The sequence below is a fragment of the Absicoccus porci genome (assembly GCF_003725415.1).
GTDB classification, from domain to species: Bacteria; Bacillota_I; Bacilli_A; order Erysipelotrichales; family Erysipelotrichaceae; genus Absicoccus; species Absicoccus porci.
On the sequence record NZ_RJQC01000001.1, the window covers coordinates 863752 to 890013 of the forward strand.

Here is a 26262-nt window from a genome sequence, read left to right on the forward strand (position 1 = left end):
AAGATGGATATAACATACCCATCTTCAAAATCCTTATTTTTCTTTGGCATCAAAATGCTCATCACGAACAACAACATCGTGAGCTCCACCTTCAACAATACTTGTTTGTGAAACCAAAGTGATTTTTGCATTTTTCTGTAATTCTGGGATGGTTAAGCATCCACAGTTGCACATCGTATGACGAACTTTTGATAATGTGATTTGGACATTATCTTTCAATGAACCGGCATATGGAATATACGAATCTACACCTTCTACGAAAGCCATCTTCTTATCGCCACCCATATCATAACGTTGCCAGTTCCGGGCACGAGCAGAACCTTCGCCCCAATATTCTTTCATGTAATTGCCGTTGACAGTAACCAATTTGTTTGGTGCTTCATCAAAACGAGCAAAGTAACGACCTAACATCACAAAATCAGCACCAAATGCTAACGCTAAAGTAATGTGATAATCATAAACAATACCGCCATCACTACAAATTGGTACATAAATACCTGTTTCTTCAAAATATTTATCACGAGCTCGTGCTACATCTAATGTAGCCGTTGCCTGTCCTCGTCCAATTCCTTTTTGTTCACGAGTGATACAGATGGAACCACCACCAATACCAATTTTCACAAAATCAGCACCAGCTTCAGCTAAGAAGCGGAATCCTTCTTCATCGACAACATTACCGGCTCCGACTTTGACTGAATCTCCATAGTGATCACGAATCCATTTGATCGTATTAGCTTGCCATGCACTAAATCCCTCACTAGAATCAATACACAATACATCAGCTCCTGCTTCTACTAAGGCTGGTACACGCTGCTCATAATCACGTGTATTGATACCAGCTCCTACAATGTATCTTTTTTTGTCATCCAATAGTTCTAATGGATGATCTTTATGACTTTCATAATCTTTTCTAAATACGAACGCAACTAATTTCTGGTCTTTATCGACGATAGGCAATTGATTTAATTTATGATCCCAAATGATATCGTTGGCTTCTGATAAAGAAATATCTTCATCACCAACAATTAATTTATCAAATGGAGTCATAAAATTCTTCACTTTTTCTGAAGGATCCATCCGACTAATTCGATAATCACGGCTGGTTACAATACCAAGTAATTTGCCATTGGCTTCACCATTCTCCGTAACTGCCATCGTAGCATGTCCTGTTTCTTTTTTTAATGCTAAAACATCAGCCAATGTATCTTCTGGTGAAACATTGGAATCAGAACCTACAAATCCAGCTTTCGTTGCTTTTACACGACGAACCATAGCCGCTTGGGATTCTATTGTTTGAGATCCATAAATAAAACTAATGCCACCTTCTTGTGCTAAGGCACAAGCTAATTTTTCACCACTGACAGCTTGCATAATAGCTGAAACCATAGGAATATTCATTGAAATGGCTGGCTCTTCGCCTTTTTTAAATTTAACCAATGGGGTCTTTAAACTTACACGATCCGGTGTACAATTCTCACCCGTGTATCCTGGTACTAATAAATATTCATTAAAAGTTCTTGATGGTTCTTCAAAAAATTTTGCCATATTTCTCTCCTTTGTATTGAAATGATTATATGCAATTTTATTTTGCTTTGCAAATTTTATTGGTATTCTCCAACAACAACGGCATAAGGAGCAATCGTTATCTCTCTTGTCACATTTTTATTATCGTTTCCATTGTCAAACAAAATCTGTACATCATCTGAGACAACATAATGATAAGTCTTTCCGGTTGGATTGAAAAAAGAGATACAACTATCTTCTTTATCATTACATTCATAAATGAGAACATCATCTTCAATCGTTTGGAAACGAGTATTTTCACGTGTTTTCTCTACTGTTGACAAACGGAAACAAGGATGATCTTTACGAATTTGAATCAATGTTTTGGTTTGATTGACAACATCCTGAAACAAATTACGACGATCATAATCGATTTTATTATAATTATCCGATCGATTATAGGAGTTACCAAGTCCTTGTTTGGTTCGGCAGAATTCCTGTCCTGAATGAATAAATGGTACACCTTGCGATAATAATACCATGGCAGTAGCTAATACTTGTCGTTTTTTACGGATTTCTTTATTTTCATCACTGCAACAAATTTGATTTTTATCCCATAAAGTATGATTATCATGACATTCCACATAATTAATGACTTTTTCAGGGGAATCATATGTATTTCCTGAAGCACTCATACGATCCATCATGGAATAAATCATAGATGTATCCCCACTTGAAAATCCTTTTTGTGTCAATTGTCCATCCGAACCTCGTACAACATTACGAAAACTATCTGAAAAATGACCAATATGCGGCATTTTATGCTGGTTTTTTTGCGTGGCACGAAGATCTTCTGAAACAAAGCTTGGCATATTCCAACCTTCTCCATAGATCATAAAATCGGGTTTGATTTTCTTACACACAGATGCAATCTCATTCATGACGTTGATATCTAAAATTCCCATCAAATCGAAACGGAAACCATCCACATCAAACCATTCCACGATACGTCGACAGGTTTCAACTAGATATTCGCGAGCCATGGGTGCTTGTGAATCATAATCATTGCCACAAAAAGAACCATTTGAAAAAGCTCCTTCTCGATTCATTAAAAAGTAATAATTCGGAACCAGATTTTCTAAAGAAAATGTTTCTTTATCATACACATGATTAAAAACTAAATCCAAGTTGACACGAATACCAGCTTTATGGCAATTTGCCACTAATTGTGCAAAAGCTTTCACTCGGCTCGTAGCATCTATGGGATTGATGTCATAGCTACCCTCTAAACAACGAAATTGCACGGGGTCGTATCCCCAGTTATAAAAGATATTTGGATATACTTCATCGACGGAACCAAAATCAAAGACAGGCATCAATTGAACATGTGTGATGCCTAAGGAACGCAAATAACTAAATCCCGTACATTTTTCTTTCGTAGTCTCGTTTTCTTGCGTAAATCCCTGAAACTTTTTTGGATAACTGACTCCAATATCGGGCATAGAAGTCATATCTCGAATACTCGCTTCATATACGATCGCATCACAATTATTGTGTAACGGAGGCATTTTCACTTTTTCTGGAAGATCCAAAAGACTCATATCCATCACTACCGAATATTTCGAGTTGGGTCCGCTAAAACTCGTATAAGGATCCACAATTTTTCGCCAACTTCCATTGACACGAACCAAAAAGTAATAGGGATCACTTAAACAATTTTTATGAACACTGACTTCATACAGTCCCTTGGCATTTCGTTTCATCGAATAGACTTCTTCGTTTCCATCATGATTTAAAAACAATAAGATGGAATAAGCCGTTGGTGACCATAATTTAAAAGTAGAACACGTTGGTGTATAGTGTAAACCTAAGTCTTTTCCACGATATGTATAAGTATCATTAAATTTTACTGTTTTTACGATGTGTCCATATTTTACTATTGCTGTACGGCAATGTTCATCATAAATAGTATATTCCTCACCCATTTGAATCGAAGAAGCATTTAAAGATAAATCATAATGGACGTAGCCATTATAGAGTTCTGAACGATAGCGTATGGTTAATGGAATGATTCGATCATGTGTATCTTTCAAATGAAAAATAGAACTATTTCCATTATAAAAATTTTTTGACATAAATACGTTGATACAGTCAAAGTCATCAAAGTAAGCCTCAAAATTGGTTCGCATTCGCATAAAATTTGCCTCTTTTCCTTATTTTATTCTATCACTAATATTAAATCTATTCTATAATTCTATGCATTATCCAAAGCTACATAGTGCGCATAGGTCTTTCTATTTTGAAGCAATTGTTGATGGGTACCCGTCTCTGTTATCTTACCATTTTCAATCACCAAAATAAGATCTGCATTTTTAATGGTTGATAATCGATGAGCAATCACTAATGTGGTTCGATTTTTGGATAAATGATCTAAACTTTCCTGAATATAATGTTCGCTCTCATTATCTAAAGCACTGGTTGCTTCGTCTAGAATTAATATGGGAGGGTTTTTCAAAAAAATACGTGTAATCGAAATTCTTTGTTTTTGCCCACCCGATAATCGTGTCCCTCTTTGACCTACATATGTATAATAACCTTTTGGTAAAGAACAAATAAATGAATGAATATGTGCTTTTTTTGCAGCTTCTATCATCTCTTCTTCGGTTGCTTTTGGATTTCCATATAGAATGTTCTCACGAATGGTACCTGCAAACAAATATACATCTTGTTGCACAATACCAATGGCTTGTCGTAACGATTTTAATTGGACATCTTTAATATTTTGTTGTCCGATTTCGATTTTTCCCTTCGTGACATCATAAAACCGTGGAATCAAAGAACAAATCGTTGTCTTGCCCCCACCGCTCGGACCAACTAACGCAATCGATTTTCCATGTGGGATAGTAAAATGAATATCTTTTAGCACTTGGTTTTCTGCTTCATAATGAAATGAAACATGATTGAATTGTATATCCGCATATGGGTTTTCTAAAGGTAATGCATTCTTTTGGTCAAAAATCTCGGGTTGAATCTGTAAAATTTCATAAAAACGACGAAATCCAGAAAACCCTTTTTATAACATTTCGGTAAGCTCGACTAATATCTGTATAAGACTTACAAATATGCCGATATAAATGGCATAGATAGCTAAATCTTATGGTTGCATTTCTCTTTGTGCTATAAAATACCCACCCATGATCATAGTGACTACATACATTAGACCAATAAAGAATGTGATCATACTCTGAAAAGATCCCATCGCATGGTAATTATCTTTTTTTGAAAGTAGAAAAGCTTCGTTCCCTTTCTCAAATTTGTCTCTTTCTATTGCTTCATTTGTAAAAGCTTGTACAATACGGATTCCGCCTAAACTATCCTCTAAGGTTTCATTAATAGAACCAATTTTTCTACGGTTATCTAGGAAAGTTTCTTGCATATGTTGATTTTGATGATAAGAAACAATCAACATCACAATGACAATGATAAGTAGTATGAGTGCCAATTTCCATTGCATCATAAATAAGAAAATAAATGATCCAACAATTTTAATTAATGATATGAACAGATTTTCAGGTCCATGATGTGCTATTTCTGAAATATCAAATAAATCACTGACCAATCGGCTTATCATATTTCCTGTATTATGTTGATCATAAAATGAAAAGGAAAGACGTTCATATTGATCAAATAGATCTTTACGCATATCTCTTTCCATTTGCGCTCCCATTATATGCCCTTGGCAACTGACATAATAAAAACATAAAGATTGAATAATATAACCAATTAAAAAAGAATAGCCAAAAAAGGTAAAGTGTGAAGAATCATCTCTTTAGATTGTGTAAATAAAGTATTTGTTAATTGACGTAAGATTTGTGGAAAGGCTAAATCAACAAGACTAATGATGGCTGCACAAAATAAGTCAAAGAAAAAAACTTTCTTATAGGGTTGGTAGTAATAAATAATCGAAGAATTGACATAAAACCTTCACAAATAAAAAAAAGGACCCGGCAGCGTGCTATGTTCGCAGGGGCAGGCCCAACTATCTTCGCCGCGGGAGTGCTTAACTTCTGTGTTCGGGATGTCAACAGGTGTATCCACTCCGCTATCGCTACCGGATCCTTTGAGAGATGCTCTCTCAAAATCGAACAACGCTTCCGACTCTTCTCAGATCAAGTCCTCGACCGATTAGTACCAGTCAACTCCGTACATCGCTGTACTTCCATCCCTGGCCTATCTACCTTATCGTCTTTAAGGGGTCTTACTTCTTGGGAGATCTCATCTTGGAGTAGGCTTCGTGCTTAGATGCTTTCAGCGCTTATCCTTTCCCTGCTTAGCTACCCGGCTGTGCTCCTGGCGGAACAACCGGTGCACCAGCGGCAGGTCCATCCCGGTCCTCTCGTACTGAGGACAGCTCTCCTCAGATCTCCAACGCCCACAACAGATAGGGACCGAACTGTCTCACGACGTTCTGAACCCAGCTCGCGTACCGCTTTAATGGGCGGACAGCCCAACCCTTGGAACCGAATCCAGCTCCAGGATGCGATGAGCCGACATCGAGGTGCCAAACCTCGCCGTCGATGTGAACTCTTGGGCGAGATCAGCCTGTTATCCCCAGGGTAGCTTTTATCCGTTGAGCGACGGCCCTTCCATTCGGCACCGCCGGATCACTAATCCCGACTTTCGTCCCTGTTCGACCTGTTTGTCTCACAGTCAAGCACGCTTCTGCATTTGCACTCGACGATTGGTTTCCATCCAATCTGAGCGTACCTTTGGGCGCCTCCGTTACTCTTTGGGAGGCGACCGCCCCAGTCAAACTGCCTGCCTGACACGGTCCCCGGTCCCGCTCAGGGACCTGGGTTAGAACTCCGATCGCACAAGAGTGGTATCCCACCGGCGACTCCTCGTATTCTGGCGAACACGTCTCTCTGTCTCCCACCTATCCTGTACGTCTACGACCAAAGTTCAATATCAAGCTGCAGTAAAGCTCCATGGGGTCTTTCCGTCTAGTTGCGGGTAACCTGCATTTTCACAGGTACTAAGATTTCACCGAGTCTGCTGCCGAGACAGCGCCCAAATCGTTACACCTTTCGTGCGGGTCAGAACTTACCTGACAAGGAATTTCGCTACCTTAGGACCGTTATAGTTACGGCCGCCGTTCACTGGGGCTTCAACTCACTGCTTCCTCTTTCGATTCACAGATCCTCTTAACCTTCCAGCACCGGGCAGGTGTCACCCTCTATACTTCGCCTTGCGGCTTCGCAGAGAGCTGTGTTTTAGTTAAACAGTCGCTTGGGCCTCTTCACTGCGGCTCTTTCGAGCACTCCTTCTCGCTAACTTACGGAGTCATTTTGCCGAGTTCCTTGGCAACAGTTCTCTCGCTCACCTCGGGATACTCTCCCTGCCCACCTGTGTCGGTTTTGGTACGGGCCGGACATACATTGCTAGAAGCTTTTCCTGGAAGCCGGTCCGCATGTCTTCGCTACTCGATCGCTCTTTCGCTTCCCTGTCACGTCTTCACGTTCCGATGACCGGATTTGCCTGGTCATCCGCTACCTCGCTTCGCCCTCAATCCGTTAAGAGGGTCATGCTTCCCGTCTCCGTCACTCCTTCGCTCTACATCCGGGTGCAGGAATATCTGCCTGCTTTCCATCCGCTACGCCTTTCGGCCTCGCGTTAGGTCCCGACTTACCCAGGGCGGACGAACCTTCCCCTGGAATCCTTGGGCTTTCGGTGTGAAGGATTCTCACCTTCATCTCGCTACTCACACCGGCATTCTCGCTTCCATGCGGTCCACCGCTCCTCTCGGTACGGCTTCTTCCTGCATGCAACGCTCCCCTACCACATCTTTACGATATCCGCAGTTTCGGTATCCGGCTTAGCCCCGGTACATTTTCGGCGCAGGGTCACTCGACTAGTGAGCTGTTACGCACTCTTTCAAGGATGGCTGCTTCTGAGCCAACCTCCTAGTTGTCTGTGCATCCCCACTTCCTTTTCCACTTGGCCGGAATTTTGGGACCTTAACTGGCGATCTGGGCTGTTTCCCTCTTGACCATGGACTTTATCACTCACGGTCTGACTGCCGTGCATCCTGTTCGGCATTCGGAGTTTGATTGAGTTCAGTACCCCGGGATGGGGCCATCACTCATTCAGTGCTCTACCTCCGATCAGGTTCTTCACGACGCTAGCCCTAAAGCTATTTCGGGGAGAACCAGCTATCTCCGGGTTCGATTGGAATTTCTCCCCTAGCCACAAGTCATCCGCCAGCTTTTCAACGATGGTCGGTTCGGTCCTCCATTCAGTTTCACCTGAACTTCAACCTGCTCATGGCTAGATCACCCGGTTTCGGGTCTGCGATGTTCTACTTCCGCCCTATTCAGACTCGCTTTCGCTGCGGCTCCGCGTTTTCCCGCTTAACCTCGCATCTCATCGCAACTCGCCGGTTCATTCTACAAAAGGCACGCCATCACCCTTCAACGGGCTCTGACTTCTTGTAGGCATACGGTTTCAGGTTCTCTTTCACTCCGCTCCCGCGGTTCTTTTCACCTTTCCCTCACGGTACTGGTCCACTATCGCTCACTCAACTATATTTAGCCTTGGCGGATGGTCCCGCCTGCTTCCGACAAGATTCCTCGTGTCTCGCCGTACTCAGGATCCTGCCCGCTTCCTTTCGCATGTCGTCTACGGGGCTTGCACCCTCTTCGGCCGCGCTTCCAATCGCGTTCCACTATGCTCCATTCGTCTTTGGCAGTCCTTCAACCCCGTCCCTCGGGACGGTTTGGGCTGGTCCCCTTTCGCTCGCCGCTACTCAGGGAATCATTCTTATTTTCTTCTCCTGCGGGTACTTAGATGTTTCAGTTCCCCGCGTACCTCTCATATCCCTATGGATTCAGAATATGATGACCGATCTTCTATCGGCCGGGTTCCCCCATTCGGATATCGATGGATCTTCGCTCCCTAACAGCTCCCCGTCGCTTTTCGCAGTTTGGCACGTCCTTCTTCAGTATTGAGTGGCCAGGCATTCGCCGTACGCCCTTCCTTGCTTGATCTTGGTTCTCTTCGTGTTTTCTTCGAGATTCTTCAGAACTGTTCTACTACTGTTTATGAAATCTTCTTCACTAAACGTTATAGACCTTCTGTTGTCTTCTTCGTTGTTCGATTTTCAAAGATCATCTCTGAGAAATCTTCCGATCTCTCAAAACTGATCAGGAATCCTTTTCGCACATCTCTCTGTACACTTGCTTTCTCCTTAGAAAGGAGGTGATCCATCCCCACGTTCCCGTAGGGATACCTTGTTACGACTTAACCCCAGTCATCGGTCCTACCTTCGACGGCTCACTCCCTAAGGTTATGCCACCGGCTTCGGGTATTACTGACTCCCATGGTTTGACGGGCGGTGTGTACAAGGCCCGAGAACGTATTCACCGCGACATGCTGATTCGCGATTACTAGCGATTCCAACTTCATGGAGTCGGGTTGCAGACTCCAATCCGAACTGGGACGGACTTTTCGGGATTCGCTCCAGGTCGCCCTGTCGCTGCCCTCTGTATCCGCCATTGTAGTACGTGTGTGGCCCAGGCCATAAGGGGCATGATGATTTGACGTCATCCCCACCTTCCTCCGGTTTGTCACCGGCAGTCTGATATGAGTCCCTAACTTGATACTGGTAACATATCACAAGGGTTGCGCTCGTTGCGGGACTTAACCCAACATCTCACGACACGAGCTGACGACAACCATGCACCACCTGTCTCCCTGATAGCCTCCGATACATCTCTGCATCTTTGCAGGGGATGTCAAGGCCTGGTAAGGTTCTTCGCGTTGCTTCGAATTAAACCACATACTCCACCGCTTGTGCGGGCCCCCGTCAATTCCTTTGAGTTTCACACTTGCGTGCATACTCCCCAGGCGGAGAACTTATTGCGTTGACTGCGGCACTGAGTTATTCCCCCAACACCTAGTTCTCATCGTTTACGGCGTGGACTACTAGGGTATCTAATCCTATTTGCTCCCCACGCTTTCGTACTTCAGCGTCAGTTGCAGACCAGGCGACCGCCTTCGCCACCGGTGTTCTTCCATATATCTACGCATTTTACCGCTACACATGGAGTTCCATCGCCCTCTTCTGCACTCCAGCCGGACAGTTTCCAGTGCAGTGCTGCAGTTGAGCTGCAGCCTTTCACACCAGACTTATCTGGCCGCCTACGTACCCTTTACGCCCAATCATTCCGGATAACGCTCGCCACCTACGTATTACCGCGGCTGCTGGCACGTAGTTAGCCGTGACTTTCTGGCGAGATACCATCAAACCGGAAGCATTCCCTCTTCCTGTCCTTTTTCTCTCGCAACAGAGCTTTACAATCCGAAGACCGTCTTCACTCACGCGGCATTGCTCGTTCAGGGTTCCCCCCATTGACGAAAATTCCCTACTGCTGCCTCCCGTAGGAGTTTGGGCCGTGTCTCAGTCCCAATGTGGCCGTTCGCCCTCTCAGGTCGGCTATGCATCGTCGCCTTGGTGGGCCGTTACCTCACCAACTGGCTAATGCACCGCAGGTCCATCCATGTCCAGGGCCGTGGCCCCTTTAACATATCGAAGATGCCTTCCATATGCCTATCCGGTTTTAGCAGTCGTTTCCAACCGTTGTCCCGGGTACATGGGCAGGTTACCTACGTGTTACTCACCCGTTCGCCACTGATCCGGAAGATGCAAGCACCTTCCTTCTCCGTTCGACTTGCATGTATTAGGCATGCCGCCAGCGTTCATCCTGAGCCAGGATCAAACTCTTCATTTGATTTAGCTCTACGATGTCTCTGACATCTTTTTTTCCTTTTCGAAATTGACGTGTTTCTTGGTTTCCTGTTCAGTTTTCAAAAATCGTCNCAAACTCTTCATTTGATTTAGCTCTACGATGTCTCTGACATCTTTTTTTCCTTTTCGAAATTGACGTGTTTCTTGGTTTCCTGTTCAGTTTTCAAAAATCGTCGCTCTCTCAAGCGCTTTTTAATTTAATCATATTTCTTCCCTTTTGACAAGTACTTTTTTAAAAAAAATTCCAATTTTATGATAATATGTTTTTATGAACAAAATTTTATTACAGCAATGTCAATCCATCATTGACCCCACATTACCACCTATTAGCAACATTTCAAATTTATTAGCCGTTATTTTTTATACATACGATATCAACTGGGTGGGTATTTATGACTATACCGATAAACATTCCTCATTAACCCTTGGTCCATTCCAAGGAAAAGTTGCCTGTACACGCATACCTTATGGTCATGGTGTCGTCGGTACATGTGCGAAAGAAAAGCATGTGCTATGCGTAGATGATGTTCATACATTTACCGGCCATATCGCTTGTGATTCCAATACCAATTCTGAACTAGTTATTCCCTTAATTCATGACGATCAACTACTTGGCGTTTTAGATCTTGATTCTCTTCATCTTTCGTATTTCTCCAAAGAGATACAGTCAACAATGGAAAGGGTTGCCGTTTATTTCACAGATGAATTATCTAGATGTAAACACGTATAAGCAACATCATCAAACATATATCGATGAATGGAACAAGCTTCTAAACATTTCGCTTGTTCTTTTTTTTCTAAAGAAAGACTCATAAATGTTTCAAATACCGGAGGATCACTCATTCCGACTTTGGCTCTTTGAACCATCCACGTTCCTATATTCTGCTTTTTTGCGATTGCGTAGGGTAGTACACTTTTCGTTTCGTCGTATCCAATCAAAACATTCATTGCGTTTTCATTTTGCATAGGCCAAAGCGCTTGATTAAAAGAAACAGGAAAATCCGGCTTTGCTTCTAAGCGAGATTCGTCATAATTTCCCCAATACGCAAAACTATAGCTGGGATGTTTAGAACGTCGTACTTTGGGATTGCGTAAAAATTGAATTCCAAATGCATCGCAACCCGTTAATCGGCGACGATAACCCGGTTCTTCTTTGCGTAGTGGTTTCCATTTTTCATAATCAATTCCATCTAAGCAGCTAGGATCTAAACTTGAAGTATCAAAAGTCGGAACGATGATACATCCAGAATTTGTCACTACTTCCATTAGGGATTCAATACAGGTTTGTGCTTGACCTAAAATACTATGGATGGCATTCATATTCACTTGTAAACATACAATTGAACCTTTTTGAATGCCTATTTGATGATAAATATCGATCATATTTTTCTTCGTTTGCATGAGAATATCTTAACATAGAAAAGACACGTATAAAATCATACGTGTCCATTGATTATTTTCTAAGTTGTGCTCCATAATCCTTTTCTAACATATCAAGGATCTTATTGAATAATTCATTGATGTCTTCATCTTTCAATGTTTCTTTATTGGATTGGAACAGGATAGAGAATGCGACCGATTTCAAATTCTTTGGCATTGGCGTACCTTGATAGACATCGAATACTTCTACATTTTGAATGATATTTTCTTTGTTTAAACGACCATTTCTTTGAATAGCTGTTACAATATCACCAACGGGAATATTTCGTTCAATGACGCAAGCCACATCACGAGTCACACTTTGATATTTACTAATTGGTGTAAATTTAATTTTTGACTTTTTTACATCAATGATGGCATCCAAATCCAATTCTGCCATAACAACATCATCACATTTTGTATCTTTGCCATATTGCGGATGAATTTGACCAATATATCCAACCATTTCTTTATCGATCCATACTTCACAAGAACGATATGGATGGAAATGCGTCACATCGGAATGATTTTCTTTATATTGAATTCGTTGTGCAGCAACGCCCACATGATCCAAAAGTTCTTCTACCAATCCCTTGGCTGTATAGAAATCAGCTGGAATTGAAAAACCATCCCATCGTGTTTCTTGCAGATTTCCTGATAAAACAAAGGCTAAGTGTTTTTTGTATGTATCTAGATTTTCTACATCACTTAATTCAAAAACATTTACATTTGTGATTGAATGAGCCTTATTATATGCTACGACATCCAATAAACTAGGCAAGACACTCGTACGAATCCAATGTCGTTCTTCACTGATTGGTAAAGCCAATTCTGTTGCTTCTCCAACTGGTAAAATGGCATTGTCTTTCTTTTCCGTTGAAATCAAAGTATAGGTAATGGCTTCTTGTAGGCCACGTTGTGTCATCATGGTACGAACATATCGAATCATTTGTTGTTTTGGATTGAGTTTACCTTCTGTCATTTCCAACATTGGCAATGTACTTGGTAAACGATCATAACCTAAGATACGAATGATTTCTTCGCTCAAGTCGGCTATACCTTCCATGTCGGTACGTGAACTTGGAATCGAACAAACAAAGGTATCGTTTACTTTTTTTGGTTCAAAATGTAAACGACGGAAAACATCAAAAACTTCCTCTTCGTCAAAATCTGTACCTAAACGATTGTTGATTTGATCCAATGTACAAGTCAAAGTTTTTGGCTCATACCCATTGTTTCCATATACAACAGTTTCTTCAATATCTTTGGCATCCGCATATTCAATCAACAATTGTACAGCACGATCCAATGCCTTTTGACTAGCTAATGGTTCGATTCCTTTTTGGTAACGAATGGATGCTTCTGTGTTTAAATTCAAACGACGAGCTGTATTTCGAATTGAAACATGATCAAATTGTGCACATTCAATGATCAAGCCTTTGGTATCATCTTCAATTTTGGAATCATCGCCACCCATGATGCCAGCAATACCAATTGGCTTTCCTTGATTGGTGATTACGATATCTTCAGGTTGTAGATGATAAGTGATACCATCCAATGCGGTATAGTCTTCATCAAATCCATCAGCTACTGTAATTTCTTGATCATGAATAGCATCTTTATTGTAAAAGTGCATTGGCTGTCCTGTTTCTAACATAACAATGTTTGAAATATCGACAACATTATTGATACTATGGACACCACTTGCACGTAATAAATCTTTCATCCATTGAGGACTTTCTTTAATTGTGATTGAACCAATCACTTTGCCTAAAAAAGATGGACATTTTGCAGTCAAACTATCGACTTTTAATTGGGTAGTTGTTCCTTGATCGGCAACATGATCAAATTCAGGAATTTGAACAGGTCGATCTAAAATAGCTCCGATTTCCAAAGCCATATTAAAAGCAGCTTGGCAATCATTTCTATTTGGTGTTAAGCCAATATCCAAAATCACATCATCCAATCCTAAATATTTTAGTGGATCCGAATTTCCTACGGGTGCATCGGCTGGCAATACTTCAATGCCATTGATTTGTTTTTCACTTAAACTATGTTTGTCTACACCTAATTCTGTTAAAGAACAAATCATACCATTACTTTTTTGTCCACGAATGACACCGGCTTTAATTTCACCATCTGGTAGTTGTGCACCAACACGTGCTACGATGACTTTTTGTCCCGCAGCTACATTGGGAGCTCCACAGACAATATCTAAAACTGCATCACCCACATTCACTGTAGTGCAGTTTAGATGATCACTATCTGGATGTGGTTCACAAGTTAAAACTTCACCAATCACTAAGTTAGTTCCTTGGCTCATAGGATACATGGCTTCTACTTCGAAACCAGCTCTCGTTACTTTATCTGCAATTTCTTCCATAGAAAGGTCAGATATATCCATGTATTGTTCTAGCCATTTTCTACTTATTAACATATTTCATATCCTCCCCATCTTATTCAAAACGATCAAACAAATCACTGAAGCGTTGATCATTTGTATAGAAATGACGAATATCGTCAATACCATATTTCAACATTGCAATTCGTTCAATACCAACACCAAAGGCAAAACCAGAACATTCATTTGGATCATAACCAGCCATTTTTAATACGTTTGGATGCACTTCTCCAGCACCTAAAATCTCGATCCATCCAGTTCCTTTACATGTTGGACATCCTTTTCCATTACAAATGTGGCAACTAACATCAACTTCTACGCTAGGTTCTGTAAATGGGAAAAAGCTTGGACGAAAACGAATCTGACGATCTTGACCAAACATTTTTCTTGCCAAGAATTCCAATGTTCCTTTTAAATCAGACAAGGTGACATGTTTACCAACAACTAAACCTTCCATTTGCATGAATTGATGAGAATGTGTCGCATCATCATCATCACGACGATATACTTTTCCTGGACATACAACTTTAATAGGTAAATTTGGTGCGTTTTGTTCTAGAACAGCCATTTGGATTGCGGTCGTATGCGTACGTAATAAGTCCTTTTCATTGATATACAAAGAATCTTGCATCGCACGAGCTGGATGATCCTTAGGGATATTCGCCCGTTCAAAACAATATTCATCATCTGTGATATCGGGTCCTTCAATCACTTGATAGCCTAAACCAATGAATAAATCTTCCAATTGTTCAGTTACTAAAGTCAATGGATGAAGATTCGCTGATTGAGTACGACGACCTGATAAAGTGATATCAATTTTTTCTTTTTCAATCTTGTGATTCATTTCCAAGACGGTTAATTCATTACGTTTCTCTTCGATTCGCTGATTTAGATCTTTCTTCAATTCATTGACTTTTTTTCCAAAGGCAGGCTTTTCTGCTCTAGGAAGATCTTTCATGTTTTTCATCAATGCTTGTACAGGACCTTTTTTTCCTAAATAATACACACGTAGATCATTTAAATCTTTTAAATCTTTCGCTTCAAGAATTTTCTTTTTTGCTTCTTGATGCAAATCATCAAAATTCATCATATTCAGTTCCTTTCTAAAATAAAAAAAAGACGTTACAGGAACGAATTTACTTCGCGGTACCATCCTGTTTCGTCTTTTACGCACTTAATTACCATGATAACCGTATGAAACGGAGAAGGTTTTAACTTCTACTCCAAGGTGAATTCGTTGCCAACTCATGATCAAAACTCACAGCCAAGGTTTCGACTCTCTTTCATGGTAGAGACAATTACTACTCCTTTTCATCGTTTTAACGTATAAAATTATACAAAATTTTAAACAACCTTTCAATAAAATGCTAAAATTATTTTATGCAGATCATTACTTCAACACAAAATAAACGGATCAAAGAACGAGCAAAATTACTGAAAAAGAAAGATCGCGATAAAACTGGATATTTCTTGGTCGAAGGAAGTCACATGATCCAGGAAGCTTTACAAGCACAAGTTCTGGATGAATTGTATGTGGCAGAAGGTTCTACCCTATCCATTGACTTTCCGCAAATCGTTTGTACCCAACCGGTCATAAATCGATTAAGCCATCAACAATCGGATGCAAAATATATTGGAGTTTGTCATAAAGTAAATCATACAAAAAAGGACATCAAACGTGTTCTTTTATTAGATGATGTGCAAGATCCTGGTAATGTAGGTACAATATTTCGTACGGCCTATAGTTTTGGATATGATAAAATATTTCTTTCTAAGCATTGTGCAGATGTGTATAATCCAAAGACCATTCAATCAACACAAGGTAGTTTGTTTCATTTAGATTTTGCGTATGTCGATCTGATGGAAACAATCAAAAATTTACAGAAACAAAACATACGGATATTTGGTTCAGCACTTCATAAAGATTCACAAAACTTACAAGATATTGTCGTTCCTGAAACTTTCGGAATCGTCTTAGGTCATGAAGGTCATGGCATTTGTGATGACATTTTAAATCTCTGTGATCAATTGGTTCATATTGAAATGGAGCAATTTGAAAGTTTAAATGTTGCCGTAGCAGCTGCGATTCTTTGTTATGAGATGCGATACAATAAATAAGGCACTTTACAGTGCCTTATTTATTAATTGGTTTTTTATTGGTTCGACCTAAAATATAATCCACGCTTAGATCATAATAGTTTGCCAAACGAATGAGTTGTTCTAATGGAATCGAACGCTCCCCACTTTCATAACGTGCATACGTTCGCGAGCTCACATGTAAAAGCTGAGCGATATCTGCTTGCGTTAAATCGTGGTCTTCTCTCAGATCCCGTAATCGTTTGAGTTTCATACTGACCACCCTCATTTATTATCTGATGCACAACATCATTCTCTTCCTAATATTATTTTAGCATACTTTTATTTAATTTTAGGATAGTGGCATAATTGTTTAATATAATGTAATAAGTGGTCATATTTTGTAAAAAAAATCGAATAGGCTTTGCCTAATCGATTTCATGAATATAAATATTATTGACACGATCGGGACCAACTGATACCATCGAAATTCGCACGCCCACAAAATCTTCAATAAAGGCTAAATAGTCTTTTGCAGCTTGTGGCAATTCTTCATATTTGCTCATCTTGGAGATATCTTCTGTCCAACCTTTAAATTCCTTATAAACTGATTTTGCTTTAGCAACATCTGCCTGATCACTTGGGATATAATCATAGACTTTACCATCTATTTCATAACCAACACACGCTTTAATTGTATCCAAACCAGTCAAAACATCAATTTTAGTGATAACGATATCCGTTAACCCATTCATCATATTTGCGTGTTTTACAACTAACAGATCCAACCAGCCACAACGTCTAGGTCTTCCTGTAGTCGCACCATATTCAAATCCGTGCTCACGAATCCAATCGCCTTGTTCATCTAATAATTCCGTTACAAATGGACCTTCACCTACACGGGTAGAGTAAGCCTTAACGACACCAACCACTGTTTTAATTTTGCTTGGAGCTACTCCAGCACCGGTTGTAACACCACCTGCTGTTGGACTTGAAGAAGTTACAAATGGGTAGGTTCCATAATTAATATCAAGCATAGCTGCTTGCGCACCTTCAAACAATACACGTTTATTTTCATCAATGGCTGCATTGACCATATGGGTAGTTTCTTTAATTCTTGGTACGATCAAATCATGAATTTTTTCAAAAGATGCAACCATCTCCTCATAATCCATAGGATCCGCACCATATACCTTTGTAAAGAGCTTGTTTTTAAAGGTCAAGCATTCTTTTAGACGTTCTTTAAACGTTTCAAAATTGATAAATTCGTGGAAGCGAATGCCAGTACGCGCATATTTATCGGCACAACAAGGTCCAATACCGCGTTGTGTCGTACCAATGCGATTACCGCTTGCTTCTTCTTCTAATTTATCTTGATACTTATGATATGGCATTAACATCTGGGCGCGATCACTAATAATAATATGATCCGTTGATAAACCAGATGCTTCTAATGTTTTCATTTCTTCTAATAATACAAAAGGGTTACAGACAACGCCGGGTCCAATAATACAGATAGCATCTTCATGCAGAACACCACTTGGTAATAAATGCAAAACATGTTTTTTTCCATTGACTACCACTGTGTGACCAGCATTATCACCACCTTGGAAACGAACGATCATATCCGCTTTTTCAGCTAATACATCGACGATTTTCCCCTTTCCTTCATCTCCCCATTGTGTACCTACTACGACTTGGCTCTTCATAGAATAGCCTCCTTTTTTCTGACAAATAAAAGTATACGGTATAAATTTGTTCTGTCAACCAAATCAAGATTTACTTTCTAATTCAAAAGAATACTTTTCTTCATAATGATGGAGCATGTCGCGATATTCACTTTTATTCTGTTCTTCATACTTATGTAAAAAACGATGTACATTAAAATCTTGTTCGGCTTCTTTAATAACATCCAACGCTAAAGAAGCACAATGCTCACTCATTCGTAACATACAATTTAATAAATCATATAATTCATATCCTTTGGATTGGTCACATTCGCCACCTTTGATTCGTAATACATGTTGTTTTTTGGCTTCATTACAATCTAAAGTAATCAATTCACGTAATGGAAACACCTTCTTGATAGATTCATCGTCATTATTCAAAAAGCTATCTACGGTAATATCAACGATTTCTCTTGTTGCCTCCATGATGACGGTCATTTCATCCGTAGCTCGTGAAGAAAAAGTTCTTTTTGTATTATGTAAATGACGAACAACTTGAGCAAAATCCAAGGCATAATCAGAAATTTTTTCAAAATCACTAATGGCTTGTAGCGATTTGTTGATTATTTTGCTTTGTTCTAAATTCACACCAGCCGACATGAGCTTCACTAAATAATTTCCTAATTTATCTTCGTATTTATTTAATGTCGATTCCAATTCAACCGTACGTGTATAATTATGTTCATCGTAATGATCCATTAACGAAAGTGCACGCTTTACATTTTTTCTTGTGTCATTGGCCATATCTGACATAACGATCATACTTTGTTCGTAAGCAACATCAGGATTGGATAAAAACCGTTCTTCCAATAAATCAAAATTAGCACGACTTTCTTTTTCTTCATCTGTAATTGGAACAAATTTATAAATCAAGTATTCAATTCCTTTCACAAATGGGAGCATGATCGTCATAACAACGATTCGATAAATCGTGTTTAGTGCAGCAATCGAGAAAGGATTCATGACAACATCATTCAATCCAAAATGAACAAAGGCATCAACGGGATAATAAATGCATCCTAAAATCATACCGATCGTACATACAAGTAAATAAACCAAAGATGTACGATGTCCATTTCGATTTGCTCCAATGGCAGCCAATAAAATAGGTGTTGAAGCACCAATTCCCATGCCTAAGATCATTGGATAAGCTGCTTGAAAGGAAATAGCGCCGGTAACACTTAAAGCTTGCAGAACTCCGACAGAAGCGGATACACTTTGTAGAACAGCAGCGAAAGCAATACCAAATAGAATACCAATGACTGGATTTGTCAAAGAGGTCATCATAGAAATGAAAACCGGATTGGTTTTTAATGGCGTAACAGCACTCGACATCATTGACATACCTGTCATAAGAACCGCAAACCCTAACATGATTGTTCCTAAATGCACCAAAGTATCGCGTTTTGCGAACATATGTAATAGAATACCAACGATAGCGACCATAGCTGCAATCGTTGTACTCGAAATCAAAGCGGCAATACCATTTCCTGCATCAATATAGGACAAACATACCACCCATCCAGTAATAGCTGTACCAATATTTGCTCCTAAGATGACTCCAATGGCTTGTGAGACCTTCATCATTCCTGAATTCACAAAGCCAACAACCATTACTGTAGTAGCTGATGAAGATTGAATCACACAAGTGACTCCTGTACCTAATAAAAAGCCTTTCCAAGGAGAATTTGTCAAGCGATATAGAATCAACTCCAATTGATTACCAGCAACTTTTTTCAGGCCATCTCCCATTTCACCCATTCCATAAAGAAACAAGGCCACACCGCATAAAAGGCTTAGAATCATCGTTACATTTTCCATAACTATCTCCCACATTTTAATATTATTTACATTGATTTGATTTATACTTTACATTTAGAATAGCATATTTTCCTAAATACCGAATAAAAAAATCAGGATATGAAAAATAAGCAGTTTCTATTTGCACTCATTGATGTTCTATGATAGAATAAACAAGTACTTAGGGGTATAGTTCAATGGTAGAACAGCGGTCTCCAAAACCGTTGATGTGGGTTCAACTCCTGCTACCCCTGCCATTCACGAATAAAGGAGCTGTAACGAGTAATCATTAATTAGCTCATAAAAAAAGACCGATGGTTTTGAACTGTTGTTCATCGCCATCGGCCTTTTTGGTATAATTTTGTTGTGTCAAAATACCTTCTAACGCAATTCAACCGTCATTTTAATTCCCTTTGCGTTTTGTTTACGAAGATTCTATCCCTGATGATGCTATTTCCAGAACCGTGAAAGAGGTCGTAGAAAGGATCAATCCATTAAAATATTTCGATCTTTCTCATCGAAATTCGCATGGGTATGACAGTGTGAATATGCTCCAATGTGTTCTTCTCGCTTTTGGCTATGTCTCTTTGCGAAAGCTTGCTTCTCTTTGCCGCTATGACATCCGTTTTCAATTTATCATGGATGGTCAGACACCTTCCCATATGGCTTTTCATCGTTTCATCCATGATGACCTCAAGATGCCCATCGAAGAGATCTTCTATGATCTGAACCGCTATTTTGAAAAGAACGATACCATCGATGCGGACATTCTTTATATTGATGGCACCAAGTTCGAAGCCAATGCGAACAAGATGACCTTCGTATGGATGAAGGCCACAAAAAAATTCCGGGAAAAACGATGGATCCGGATCATGGACCGTCTGGAGAGCCTCAATCGATACTGTAAAAAAGAAGAACTGCCTTACCGCTTCTCCATCCTCAAGGAATTTTCCTTTGAATATCTGGCAGAGATAACCGATACCCTGGACAGGATCATGAGATCGAAGCATATCGAAGAGCAGCATAGCAGAGGACATGCGAAACATCCTTTGCAGCGCTATAAGGAAGGATTTGCAGAAGACGCAGAAAAGATACTGAAATATTCCATTTACTATAAGCTGGCAAAAGGACGGAACAGTTTTTCGAAGACCGATCCGGATGCCACCTTCATGCATATGAAATACGACTATTATAATCATACCAATGTATTCAAGCCCGGATACAATGTACAGATGGGCAGCAGCAACGGCTACATCCGCCATATCTATGTATCCGGTGATGCCAATGACCGGAATACATACATTCCTTTTATGGAAGGATATCACAGAGCCTATGGATGCTTTCCCAGAAAGACGCCGGCCGATGCCAGATATGAGCAAGTAGTTTTAATGCGCTCAAAAATTAGCATTTTTTCATTATCGTATAAAAAGCAGAGCGTGGCAGACTGACAAAAATAAAAGAAGGAGCTTCCGCTCCTGGGTTTGTCAAGAAAAGTGTCTAATTAAATTTTAGATTTGTTTTTTTTGTTCATGTCTATTTGAAATGGGAATTTTCAATTCAAATATCCTGATTTATTTGAATATATGCTTAAAAGGCTAGCTGAAATATTTATTTTCTGACTAGCCTTTTTGATTGCCGATTTCAAGATTGACATTTTATTTTGATTTTTAATATTTGATGTATTTAGTGATCCTGTCTTTAAAATTGTCATTGACAAGCAATTGATTGAGAACCAATGACCAGCCATTTAGATGGCCTTTACCCCATTTCTTTTGAAGTTCCTTTGCTCGTAAATATAGAAACTTGAATACAGATTCATGATTTGGAAATGACCCTTTTTTCGTCACTTTTCGAAAGGAGGAATTTACCGATTCGATCGCATTTGTCGTATACATGACTTTTCGAACAGCAGATCCATAATCAAACAGCTGTTCTACATGGACAAAGTTTCTTTTCCAAACTTCTACGGCACCGGGATACTGGTTCCAGTTATCACAGAATTTTTCAAACGCTGTTCGTGCTGCTTTCAGTGATACAGCACCATAAACTTTCTTCAGATCAGCCGTGAATTTTTTATAATCCTTTGATGGTACGTATCTGATGGAATTGCGAATCAGATGGACGATGCACCGCTGTACCACGACTCCTGGAAAGATGGCCTTGGCACCGGATTCAAGTCCGGATACACCATCCATGGAAATAAAGAAGATATCTTCAACGCCTCGGGATTTGATTTCGTCAAATACCTGCATCCAATAGTTCTTAGATTCTGTGGCATCCATCCATAAACCAAGGATTTCTTTATGTCCTTCCAGATCATAGCCCAATATCGTATAAACAGCTTCTTCCTTGGCTTCATATTCACTTCTTACGGAAACATACATACAATCGACGAATATGAATGGATAGCACTTTTTAAGAGGCCTGTTTCGCCATTCTTCTACTTCAGGAAGGACCGCATCCGTTATATCTGAAATCATTTCATGGGATACTTTGAATCCGTAGATGTCTTCGATCGTAGCAGAAATGTCACGCTGTGACATGCCGCGTGCATACATGGCCAACACCTTTCCTTCAATCTCGGAGACATCTTTCGTTCTTTTCGGAATGACTACCGGTTCAAAAGAACCATCCCGATCTCTAGGGGTATTGATCTTTACTTCGCCCATCGAAGTTTTCAATGTTTTAGGATTGGATCCGTTTCTTCTGTTTTTTGTAGATTTGGGTTCTTTTGAATTGGATTTATAACCAAGATGATTATCCATTTCTCCCTGAAGCATACTTTCAAACAATGGACCAAAGATTTCTTTGCGAGCATCCTGCATATCGGCAGAGTTTCTTTTTATTTTAGCTNAAGATGATTATCCATTTCTCCCTGAAGCATACTTTCAAACAATGGACCAAAGATTTCTTTGCGAGCATCCTGCATATCGGCAGAGTTTCTTTTTATTTTAGCTATGTCATAAGTGTATAATAAAAACTGTGTTCATTAGTCAGTCGTATGCATCTAACTAACTTACACAGTTTAGCTTACACTCTCGCTCCTAGATAAATTTAAAAATTCACCTATTCGTTACAGCTCCTTTTTTATATGCGTTTTTTAATCAGAACACCACCCAATGCAGCTAAAGCTGTCATCATTTCTGACATAAACAAATCCATTTCAACACCCGTGTCTACAGTTGTATTCTTTGTCGATGTTTTTATTTTTGAAATAGTTGGTGGTTGTTCAATTGTTGGGGTTTTCTTTACTTCATAATTTGGTACAGATAATTCTATTTTTGGTGGTGTGACTACTCCCTTTTTAAAAGATAATTCAATTTCTTCTGGTTGAATCGCAATCATGGAGTCTTCGCCAAAGATACCTGCAACAATGGATGAATTATTTCCAGATGTAGAATGACTACCAATAAACGTACGCTTTGCAGTTTGGCTCCAAGTCCATCGAACACTATTTGAGTCCAAGATATTACCCGATGACTGTGAAACATCTCCACTACCTGCTGAATAACCCGCACTACTCTGCGTCACATTTTTTCCTTTTTCTACATTTTTTGCACCTTCAACACCGCCTAAATTGGAAATCAATTGATCATTATCAATATCATTAAAAGTAAATGTCGCTACTTCACCCGTTGTTTCAACCTTGTAATCATACGATCGAACAAAATCCAAGATACGACCAGAACCAGACCAGCCACCACTTGTATTTCCGCCTTCGCCAGTATTGCCACCACTTCCTGTTCCAGAATACGTAGCAAATACACCCCAAGCAATGGCTCCATTATTTTTTCCCCAAATTGCAACATAAGTACCCGTATTACTTGGTGCCTTGATATTGCTGAAAGTTAATCGAACATCGCCATTGGATGTATTACGGATCAATACAGATCCACTGCCATTGATTTTAAAAATATTATTAAATTGGGCATCGGTATTCTGATTCAAAGCATTCGACTGGATGGCATAGCGTGCTGCATCTTTTAATGATCCACTTGCAAAATCAACAACATTTTCATTACCGGTCATCTTTTGAGCCGTCTCAGCCACAACCGTTGTGTTATTGGTCCACTGAATACCGCTTTTCTTTGCGGATTCACCCGATTCATAATCTGCTAATGCTTGACGATAGGCTTCCAATTGTTGTCGTAAATTAGCAGTTAAATGATCTTGATCAGCAATCGCTTGTGAAATAGCCGACGAATACGCCAATTGATTCTGATGAATCGCATCACGCAAAGCTTGACCTGTTAATCCTTCTAGACTTACATATTCTGGTGTATAGTCCTTATCTGGAAGATCCGAAATCACAATTTTTGCTTGTAGATTTGCCGCTTTATTTTTGTTTTGTTCAATTAAGCTCAAAGCATCCTTACGCACCGTTTCCATTTTACTTGTTGATTCCTGCAATGCTTCTTGATCCGCATGAATGATATCCATCGCTTCTTTAGCCTCATTTACACTAAGGGATGCATCATTTAATTCTTTTAACATGGCATTTGTTTTTTCTGTCGCATTTTGATCATTGATAGTTACCTTTTCGGTATCGCTTTGATTGACAACCACATCACTCTTTTTCGCTGCATCGACCTCTTCTGCCAGCTTTTCCTGTGCATCATTGATTGTGGATACAGCCTGCTCTTGTGTAACCATATCTACCGATGCAGGTATTTCTGCATCCTGTGTCTTTGTGGTTTCTGTGGTATCACTCGATACTTTTTCTGTTTCTTCTACAGGTATAGGAGCCTGATCCACTTCATCGGCTTGAATCACCGCATTGGTTCCAAGTCCAATCACTGTAAAAGCACCTGCCATAGCTAATAATTTTACATTCGATGCTCGACTCTCTTTTCTTTTTTGTTGTGTATACATTTCCTTTTCTCTCTTTCTATCTTACTTTTGATCCAGTTAAAAGTAAGTAGAAGTCCGCACATTCGATCGTTTCATTTTTTCCCTCCTCTATATTCAAATACGTGCTTTTTTTTTAAATGACAAAAAAACGTATAGGTTCATTGCCCTATACGATAAAAACGACCATTTTTTATATACACATCTAAATTAGCAGATTGAGAATGAGCACAAACCATATTTACATTATATTTGTCACTCTTCTCATAAAATTTTATGGCTTCTTCTTTTGTCAGACCACCTTGTATTTTTCTTTGTATCAATCTTTGCTTCAATACTTTTAGGTCTTCATGAAGCAAAACACTGGTATCACATAAAGGATACAATTGATTCCATGGCTCTTGATCCAATAATAAATAATTTCCTTCAATAATAATGATATCTTTGGTCACATGAATCTGATCTTTGATCACGTCATGTATCGTACGATCATAAATGGGCCAAAGAACATCTTGGCTTTTCATTTGGCTGATTTTTTCAAACAGTCCATCGACATCAAATGTTTCAGGTCCCCCTTTAATGGATTTTAAAAGAAGAGATTTGCCCTTTCGTTGTGTGGTATGTGTTTCTAAATAATGATTGGAATAATGAAAGCCATCCATTCCCAAACCTTGTACACGATTGGATAATTGTTCCAATAAAAGTAACAATGTAGATTTTCCAGCTCCTGGTGGTGCCGCTAAAAATACAATGGTTCTGCCATTTTTTGCTTCTAAACTTTGTATCCATGGCTTCCATAGATTATCAATATCTTTTTGATCATATTGCACTTGAACAGGCAAACCATTGACTACCCAATCAAATTGTATGATTGCCACTTTGATTCCTCCATATCTTATTTCTATAAGAAAAGGGCATATCAAAAGAGATATACCCTATGTTGATTAATTTGAAGAAGTTTGAATAAATGGTTGAATGGCCTGTGCTAAATTATGAATATTGCGGGTTTGAATCAAAACCTTACCATTGCCATGAAATTCATTAACTAATCCTTCACCCGTTGTAAATCCGAATGTACCGCTCGCAATGCGAATATCATAATCTAAAGAAGCATCCCAAGCAACAACATGTTCATTATCAATCGTTATCGGATGATCTGAACGAACTTCTAAAGCCAAGAGATCACCAAAGGCATTGACCATGACATCTCCAGTGCCTTCTGTTGCCATGATAAAGAACCCACCGGTTCCACCTAATAAAGCTTTACCGACCGTTTGTTTTTTCATCACATAGGAAACACTATCATCACAACAAAGAAAAGCACCTGTGTTTAAACAATATTGATGCATGGAATCCACTTTTAAACACTGTATTTTTCCTGGTGCTGAAGGAGCTACACCAATAAAAGCATCATTCGTTAAGCCTTTAGCATGTGTCATAAATAGGCTTTCACCACTTGTCAGGCTACGTCCCATGGCACTGATCAAACCGCCAACACCCTTCTTTTTGGAATTCATCTTACCACTCAATTCAACATTTGAAAGATAGGCCATGGCCCCTCGTTCAATTTTAACAACTTCATTTTTATCCAAATGGATATGAACCAATGGACAATCGGAATCGCCTTGTATTTGATATTTCATAGTATCCTCCACTGCCTGTCTTCATTATCATTATATCAT

General features: G+C 39.5%; 17 protein-coding genes, 1 tRNA gene, 3 rRNA genes and 1 other annotated feature. Of the genes, 4 read left to right on the plus strand and 17 right to left on the minus strand.

The window, feature by feature from the left end; all coding sequences use genetic code 11:
- Window positions 1–33: 33 nt before the first annotated feature.
- From EDX97_RS04320 to EDX97_RS04345, 7 genes are all read right to left on the minus strand, one after another.
- Complete coding sequence (locus EDX97_RS04320; protein WP_128519946.1) at window positions 34–1545, minus strand: IMP dehydrogenase; 1512 nt, start codon at window positions 1543–1545, stop codon at window positions 34–36.
- A 56-nt stretch (window positions 1546–1601) separates the two neighbouring features.
- A complete protein-coding gene (gene pulA, locus EDX97_RS04325; protein WP_245977990.1) occupies window positions 1602–3698 on the minus strand; it encodes a type I pullulanase in 2097 nt (698 codons plus the stop codon).
- 59 nt (window positions 3699–3757) lie between these two features.
- Window positions 3758–4429: an ABC transporter ATP-binding protein gene (locus tag EDX97_RS12145; protein WP_338076161.1), complete on the minus strand. Its 672-nt coding sequence runs from the start codon at window positions 4427–4429 to the stop codon at window positions 3758–3760.
- Window positions 4430–4657: 228 nt separating this feature from the next.
- Window positions 4658–5287 carry an ABC transporter ATP-binding protein gene (locus EDX97_RS12150; RefSeq protein WP_338076162.1) on the minus strand — a complete coding sequence of 210 codons (630 nt, stop codon included), beginning with the start codon at window positions 5285–5287 and terminating at the stop codon, window positions 4658–4660.
- A gap of 218 nt (window positions 5288–5505) precedes the next feature.
- A 5S ribosomal RNA gene (rrf, locus tag EDX97_RS04335) occupies window positions 5506–5619 on the minus strand.
- 49 nt (window positions 5620–5668) lie between these two features.
- Window positions 5669–8549 (minus strand): 23S ribosomal RNA (locus EDX97_RS04340).
- Window positions 8550–8753: 204 nt separating this feature from the next.
- Window positions 8754–10292: ribosomal RNA gene (locus tag EDX97_RS04345) — 16S ribosomal RNA — on the minus strand.
- The 16S, 23S and 5S rRNA genes sit together here, the layout of an rRNA operon.
- A 285-nt stretch (window positions 10293–10577) precedes the next feature.
- On the opposite strand from EDX97_RS04345, the gene EDX97_RS04350 reads away from it, so the two are divergent.
- Entirely contained in the window at window positions 10578–11039 is a 462-nt protein-coding gene (locus tag EDX97_RS04350; RefSeq protein WP_128519947.1) for a GAF domain-containing protein, read from the plus strand.
- On the opposite strand, the gene EDX97_RS04355 is transcribed toward EDX97_RS04350, so the two are convergent.
- Genes EDX97_RS04355 through pheS form a run of 3 tightly spaced genes read right to left on the minus strand, consistent with a single transcriptional unit; the run spans window position 11000 to window position 15219 of the window.
- Entirely contained in the window at window positions 11000–11710 is a 711-nt protein-coding gene (locus EDX97_RS04355) for an AAC(3) family N-acetyltransferase (RefSeq protein ID WP_128519948.1), read from the minus strand. The two genes, EDX97_RS04350 and EDX97_RS04355, sit on opposite strands and share 40 nt — an antisense overlap.
- A 52-nt stretch (window positions 11711–11762) precedes the next feature.
- Window positions 11763–14165: a phenylalanine--tRNA ligase subunit beta gene (gene pheT / locus EDX97_RS04360; RefSeq protein ID WP_128519949.1), complete on the minus strand. Its 2403-nt coding sequence runs from the start codon at window positions 14163–14165 to the stop codon at window positions 11763–11765.
- Between the two features lie 19 nt (window positions 14166–14184).
- Window positions 14185–15219, minus strand: a complete 1035-nt coding sequence (gene pheS, locus EDX97_RS04365; RefSeq protein ID WP_128519950.1) for a phenylalanine--tRNA ligase subunit alpha — start codon at window positions 15217–15219, stop codon at window positions 14185–14187.
- A 33-nt stretch (window positions 15220–15252) separates the two neighbouring features.
- Window positions 15253–15453: a binding site (T-box leader), on the minus strand.
- Between the two features lie 56 nt (window positions 15454–15509).
- Between pheS and EDX97_RS04370 the strand changes: the two genes are divergently transcribed.
- Complete coding sequence (locus EDX97_RS04370; RefSeq protein ID WP_128519951.1) at window positions 15510–16247, plus strand: TrmH family RNA methyltransferase; 738 nt, start codon at window positions 15510–15512, stop codon at window positions 16245–16247.
- Window positions 16248–16263: 16 nt separating this feature from the next.
- Here EDX97_RS04370 and EDX97_RS04375 read toward each other — a convergent pair whose 3' ends face one another.
- The 3 genes from EDX97_RS04375 to EDX97_RS04385 all read right to left on the minus strand — a co-directional run bounded on the left by EDX97_RS04375 (window position 16264) and on the right by EDX97_RS04385 (window position 19753).
- On the minus strand, window positions 16264–16479 hold the full coding sequence (locus tag EDX97_RS04375; RefSeq protein ID WP_128519952.1) for a helix-turn-helix domain-containing protein: 216 nt from the start codon (window positions 16477–16479) through the stop codon (window positions 16264–16266).
- A gap of 154 nt (window positions 16480–16633) precedes the next feature.
- Window positions 16634–17914 carry an adenylosuccinate synthase gene (locus tag EDX97_RS04380; RefSeq protein ID WP_128519953.1) on the minus strand — a complete coding sequence of 427 codons (1281 nt, stop codon included), beginning with the start codon at window positions 17912–17914 and terminating at the stop codon, window positions 16634–16636.
- Between the two features lie 63 nt (window positions 17915–17977).
- The gene (locus tag EDX97_RS04385) at window positions 17978–19753 is read right to left on the minus strand and encodes a Na/Pi cotransporter family protein (protein ID WP_128519954.1); all 1776 of its coding nucleotides are present in this window, start codon (window positions 19751–19753) and stop codon (window positions 17978–17980) included.
- Between the two features lie 162 nt (window positions 19754–19915).
- Here EDX97_RS04385 and EDX97_RS04390 point away from each other — a divergent pair.
- Window positions 19916–19989 (plus strand) — tRNA-Trp (locus tag EDX97_RS04390).
- A gap of 156 nt (window positions 19990–20145) precedes the next feature.
- A complete protein-coding gene (locus tag EDX97_RS04395) occupies window positions 20146–21180 on the plus strand; it encodes a transposase (RefSeq protein ID WP_183164263.1) in 1035 nt (344 codons plus the stop codon).
- A gap of 219 nt (window positions 21181–21399) precedes the next feature.
- Here EDX97_RS04395 and EDX97_RS04400 read toward each other — a convergent pair whose 3' ends face one another.
- The 4 genes from EDX97_RS04400 to EDX97_RS04415 form a co-directional block, all read right to left on the minus strand.
- Entirely contained in the window at window positions 21400–22557 is a 1158-nt protein-coding gene (locus EDX97_RS04400; protein WP_420884686.1) for an IS256 family transposase, read from the minus strand.
- Between the two features lie 262 nt (window positions 22558–22819).
- Window positions 22820–24604, minus strand: coding sequence for a GumC domain-containing protein (locus tag EDX97_RS04405; RefSeq protein WP_128519957.1), 1785 nt, complete (start codon window positions 24602–24604; stop codon window positions 22820–22822).
- Between the two features lie 137 nt (window positions 24605–24741).
- Window positions 24742–25458 carry a nucleoside/nucleotide kinase family protein gene (locus EDX97_RS04410; protein WP_183164264.1) on the minus strand — a complete coding sequence of 239 codons (717 nt, stop codon included), beginning with the start codon at window positions 25456–25458 and terminating at the stop codon, window positions 24742–24744.
- A 66-nt stretch (window positions 25459–25524) separates the two neighbouring features.
- On the minus strand, window positions 25525–26223 hold the full coding sequence (locus tag EDX97_RS04415) for a TIGR00266 family protein (protein ID WP_128519959.1): 699 nt from the start codon (window positions 26221–26223) through the stop codon (window positions 25525–25527).
- Between the last annotated feature and the right edge of the window lie 39 nt (window positions 26224–26262).

Coding starts and splice junctions, on each gene's coding strand:
- EDX97_RS04320 (WP_128519946.1), bottom strand. CDS start 1,545: ATGGCAAAATTTTTTGAAGAACCATCAAGAACTTTTAATGAATATTTA.
- pulA (WP_245977990.1), bottom strand. CDS start 3,698: ATGCGAATGCGAACCAATTTTGAGGCTTACTTTGATGACTTTGACTGT.
- EDX97_RS04350 (WP_128519947.1), top strand. CDS start 10,578: ATGAACAAAATTTTATTACAGCAATGTCAATCCATCATTGACCCCACA.
- EDX97_RS04355 (WP_128519948.1), bottom strand. CDS start 11,710: ATGCAAACGAAGAAAAATATGATCGATATTTATCATCAAATAGGCATT.
- pheT (WP_128519949.1), bottom strand. CDS start 14,165: ATGTTAATAAGTAGAAAATGGCTAGAACAATACATGGATATATCTGAC.
- pheS (WP_128519950.1), bottom strand. CDS start 15,219: ATGATGAATTTTGATGATTTGCATCAAGAAGCAAAAAAGAAAATTCTT.
- EDX97_RS04370 (WP_128519951.1), top strand. CDS start 15,510: ATGCAGATCATTACTTCAACACAAAATAAACGGATCAAAGAACGAGCA.
- EDX97_RS04375 (WP_128519952.1), bottom strand. CDS start 16,479: ATGAAACTCAAACGATTACGGGATCTGAGAGAAGACCACGATTTAACG.
- EDX97_RS04380 (WP_128519953.1), bottom strand. CDS start 17,914: ATGAAGAGCCAAGTCGTAGTAGGTACACAATGGGGAGATGAAGGAAAG.
- EDX97_RS04385 (WP_128519954.1), bottom strand. CDS start 19,753: ATGGAAAATGTAACGATGATTCTAAGCCTTTTATGCGGTGTGGCCTTG.
- EDX97_RS04400 (WP_420884686.1), bottom strand. CDS start 22,557: ATGCAGGATGCTCGCAAAGAAATCTTTGGTCCATTGTTTGAAAGTATG.
- EDX97_RS04405 (WP_128519957.1), bottom strand. CDS start 24,604: ATGTATACACAACAAAAAAGAAAAGAGAGTCGAGCATCGAATGTAAAA.
- EDX97_RS04415 (WP_128519959.1), bottom strand. CDS start 26,223: ATGAAATATCAAATACAAGGCGATTCCGATTGTCCATTGGTTCATATC.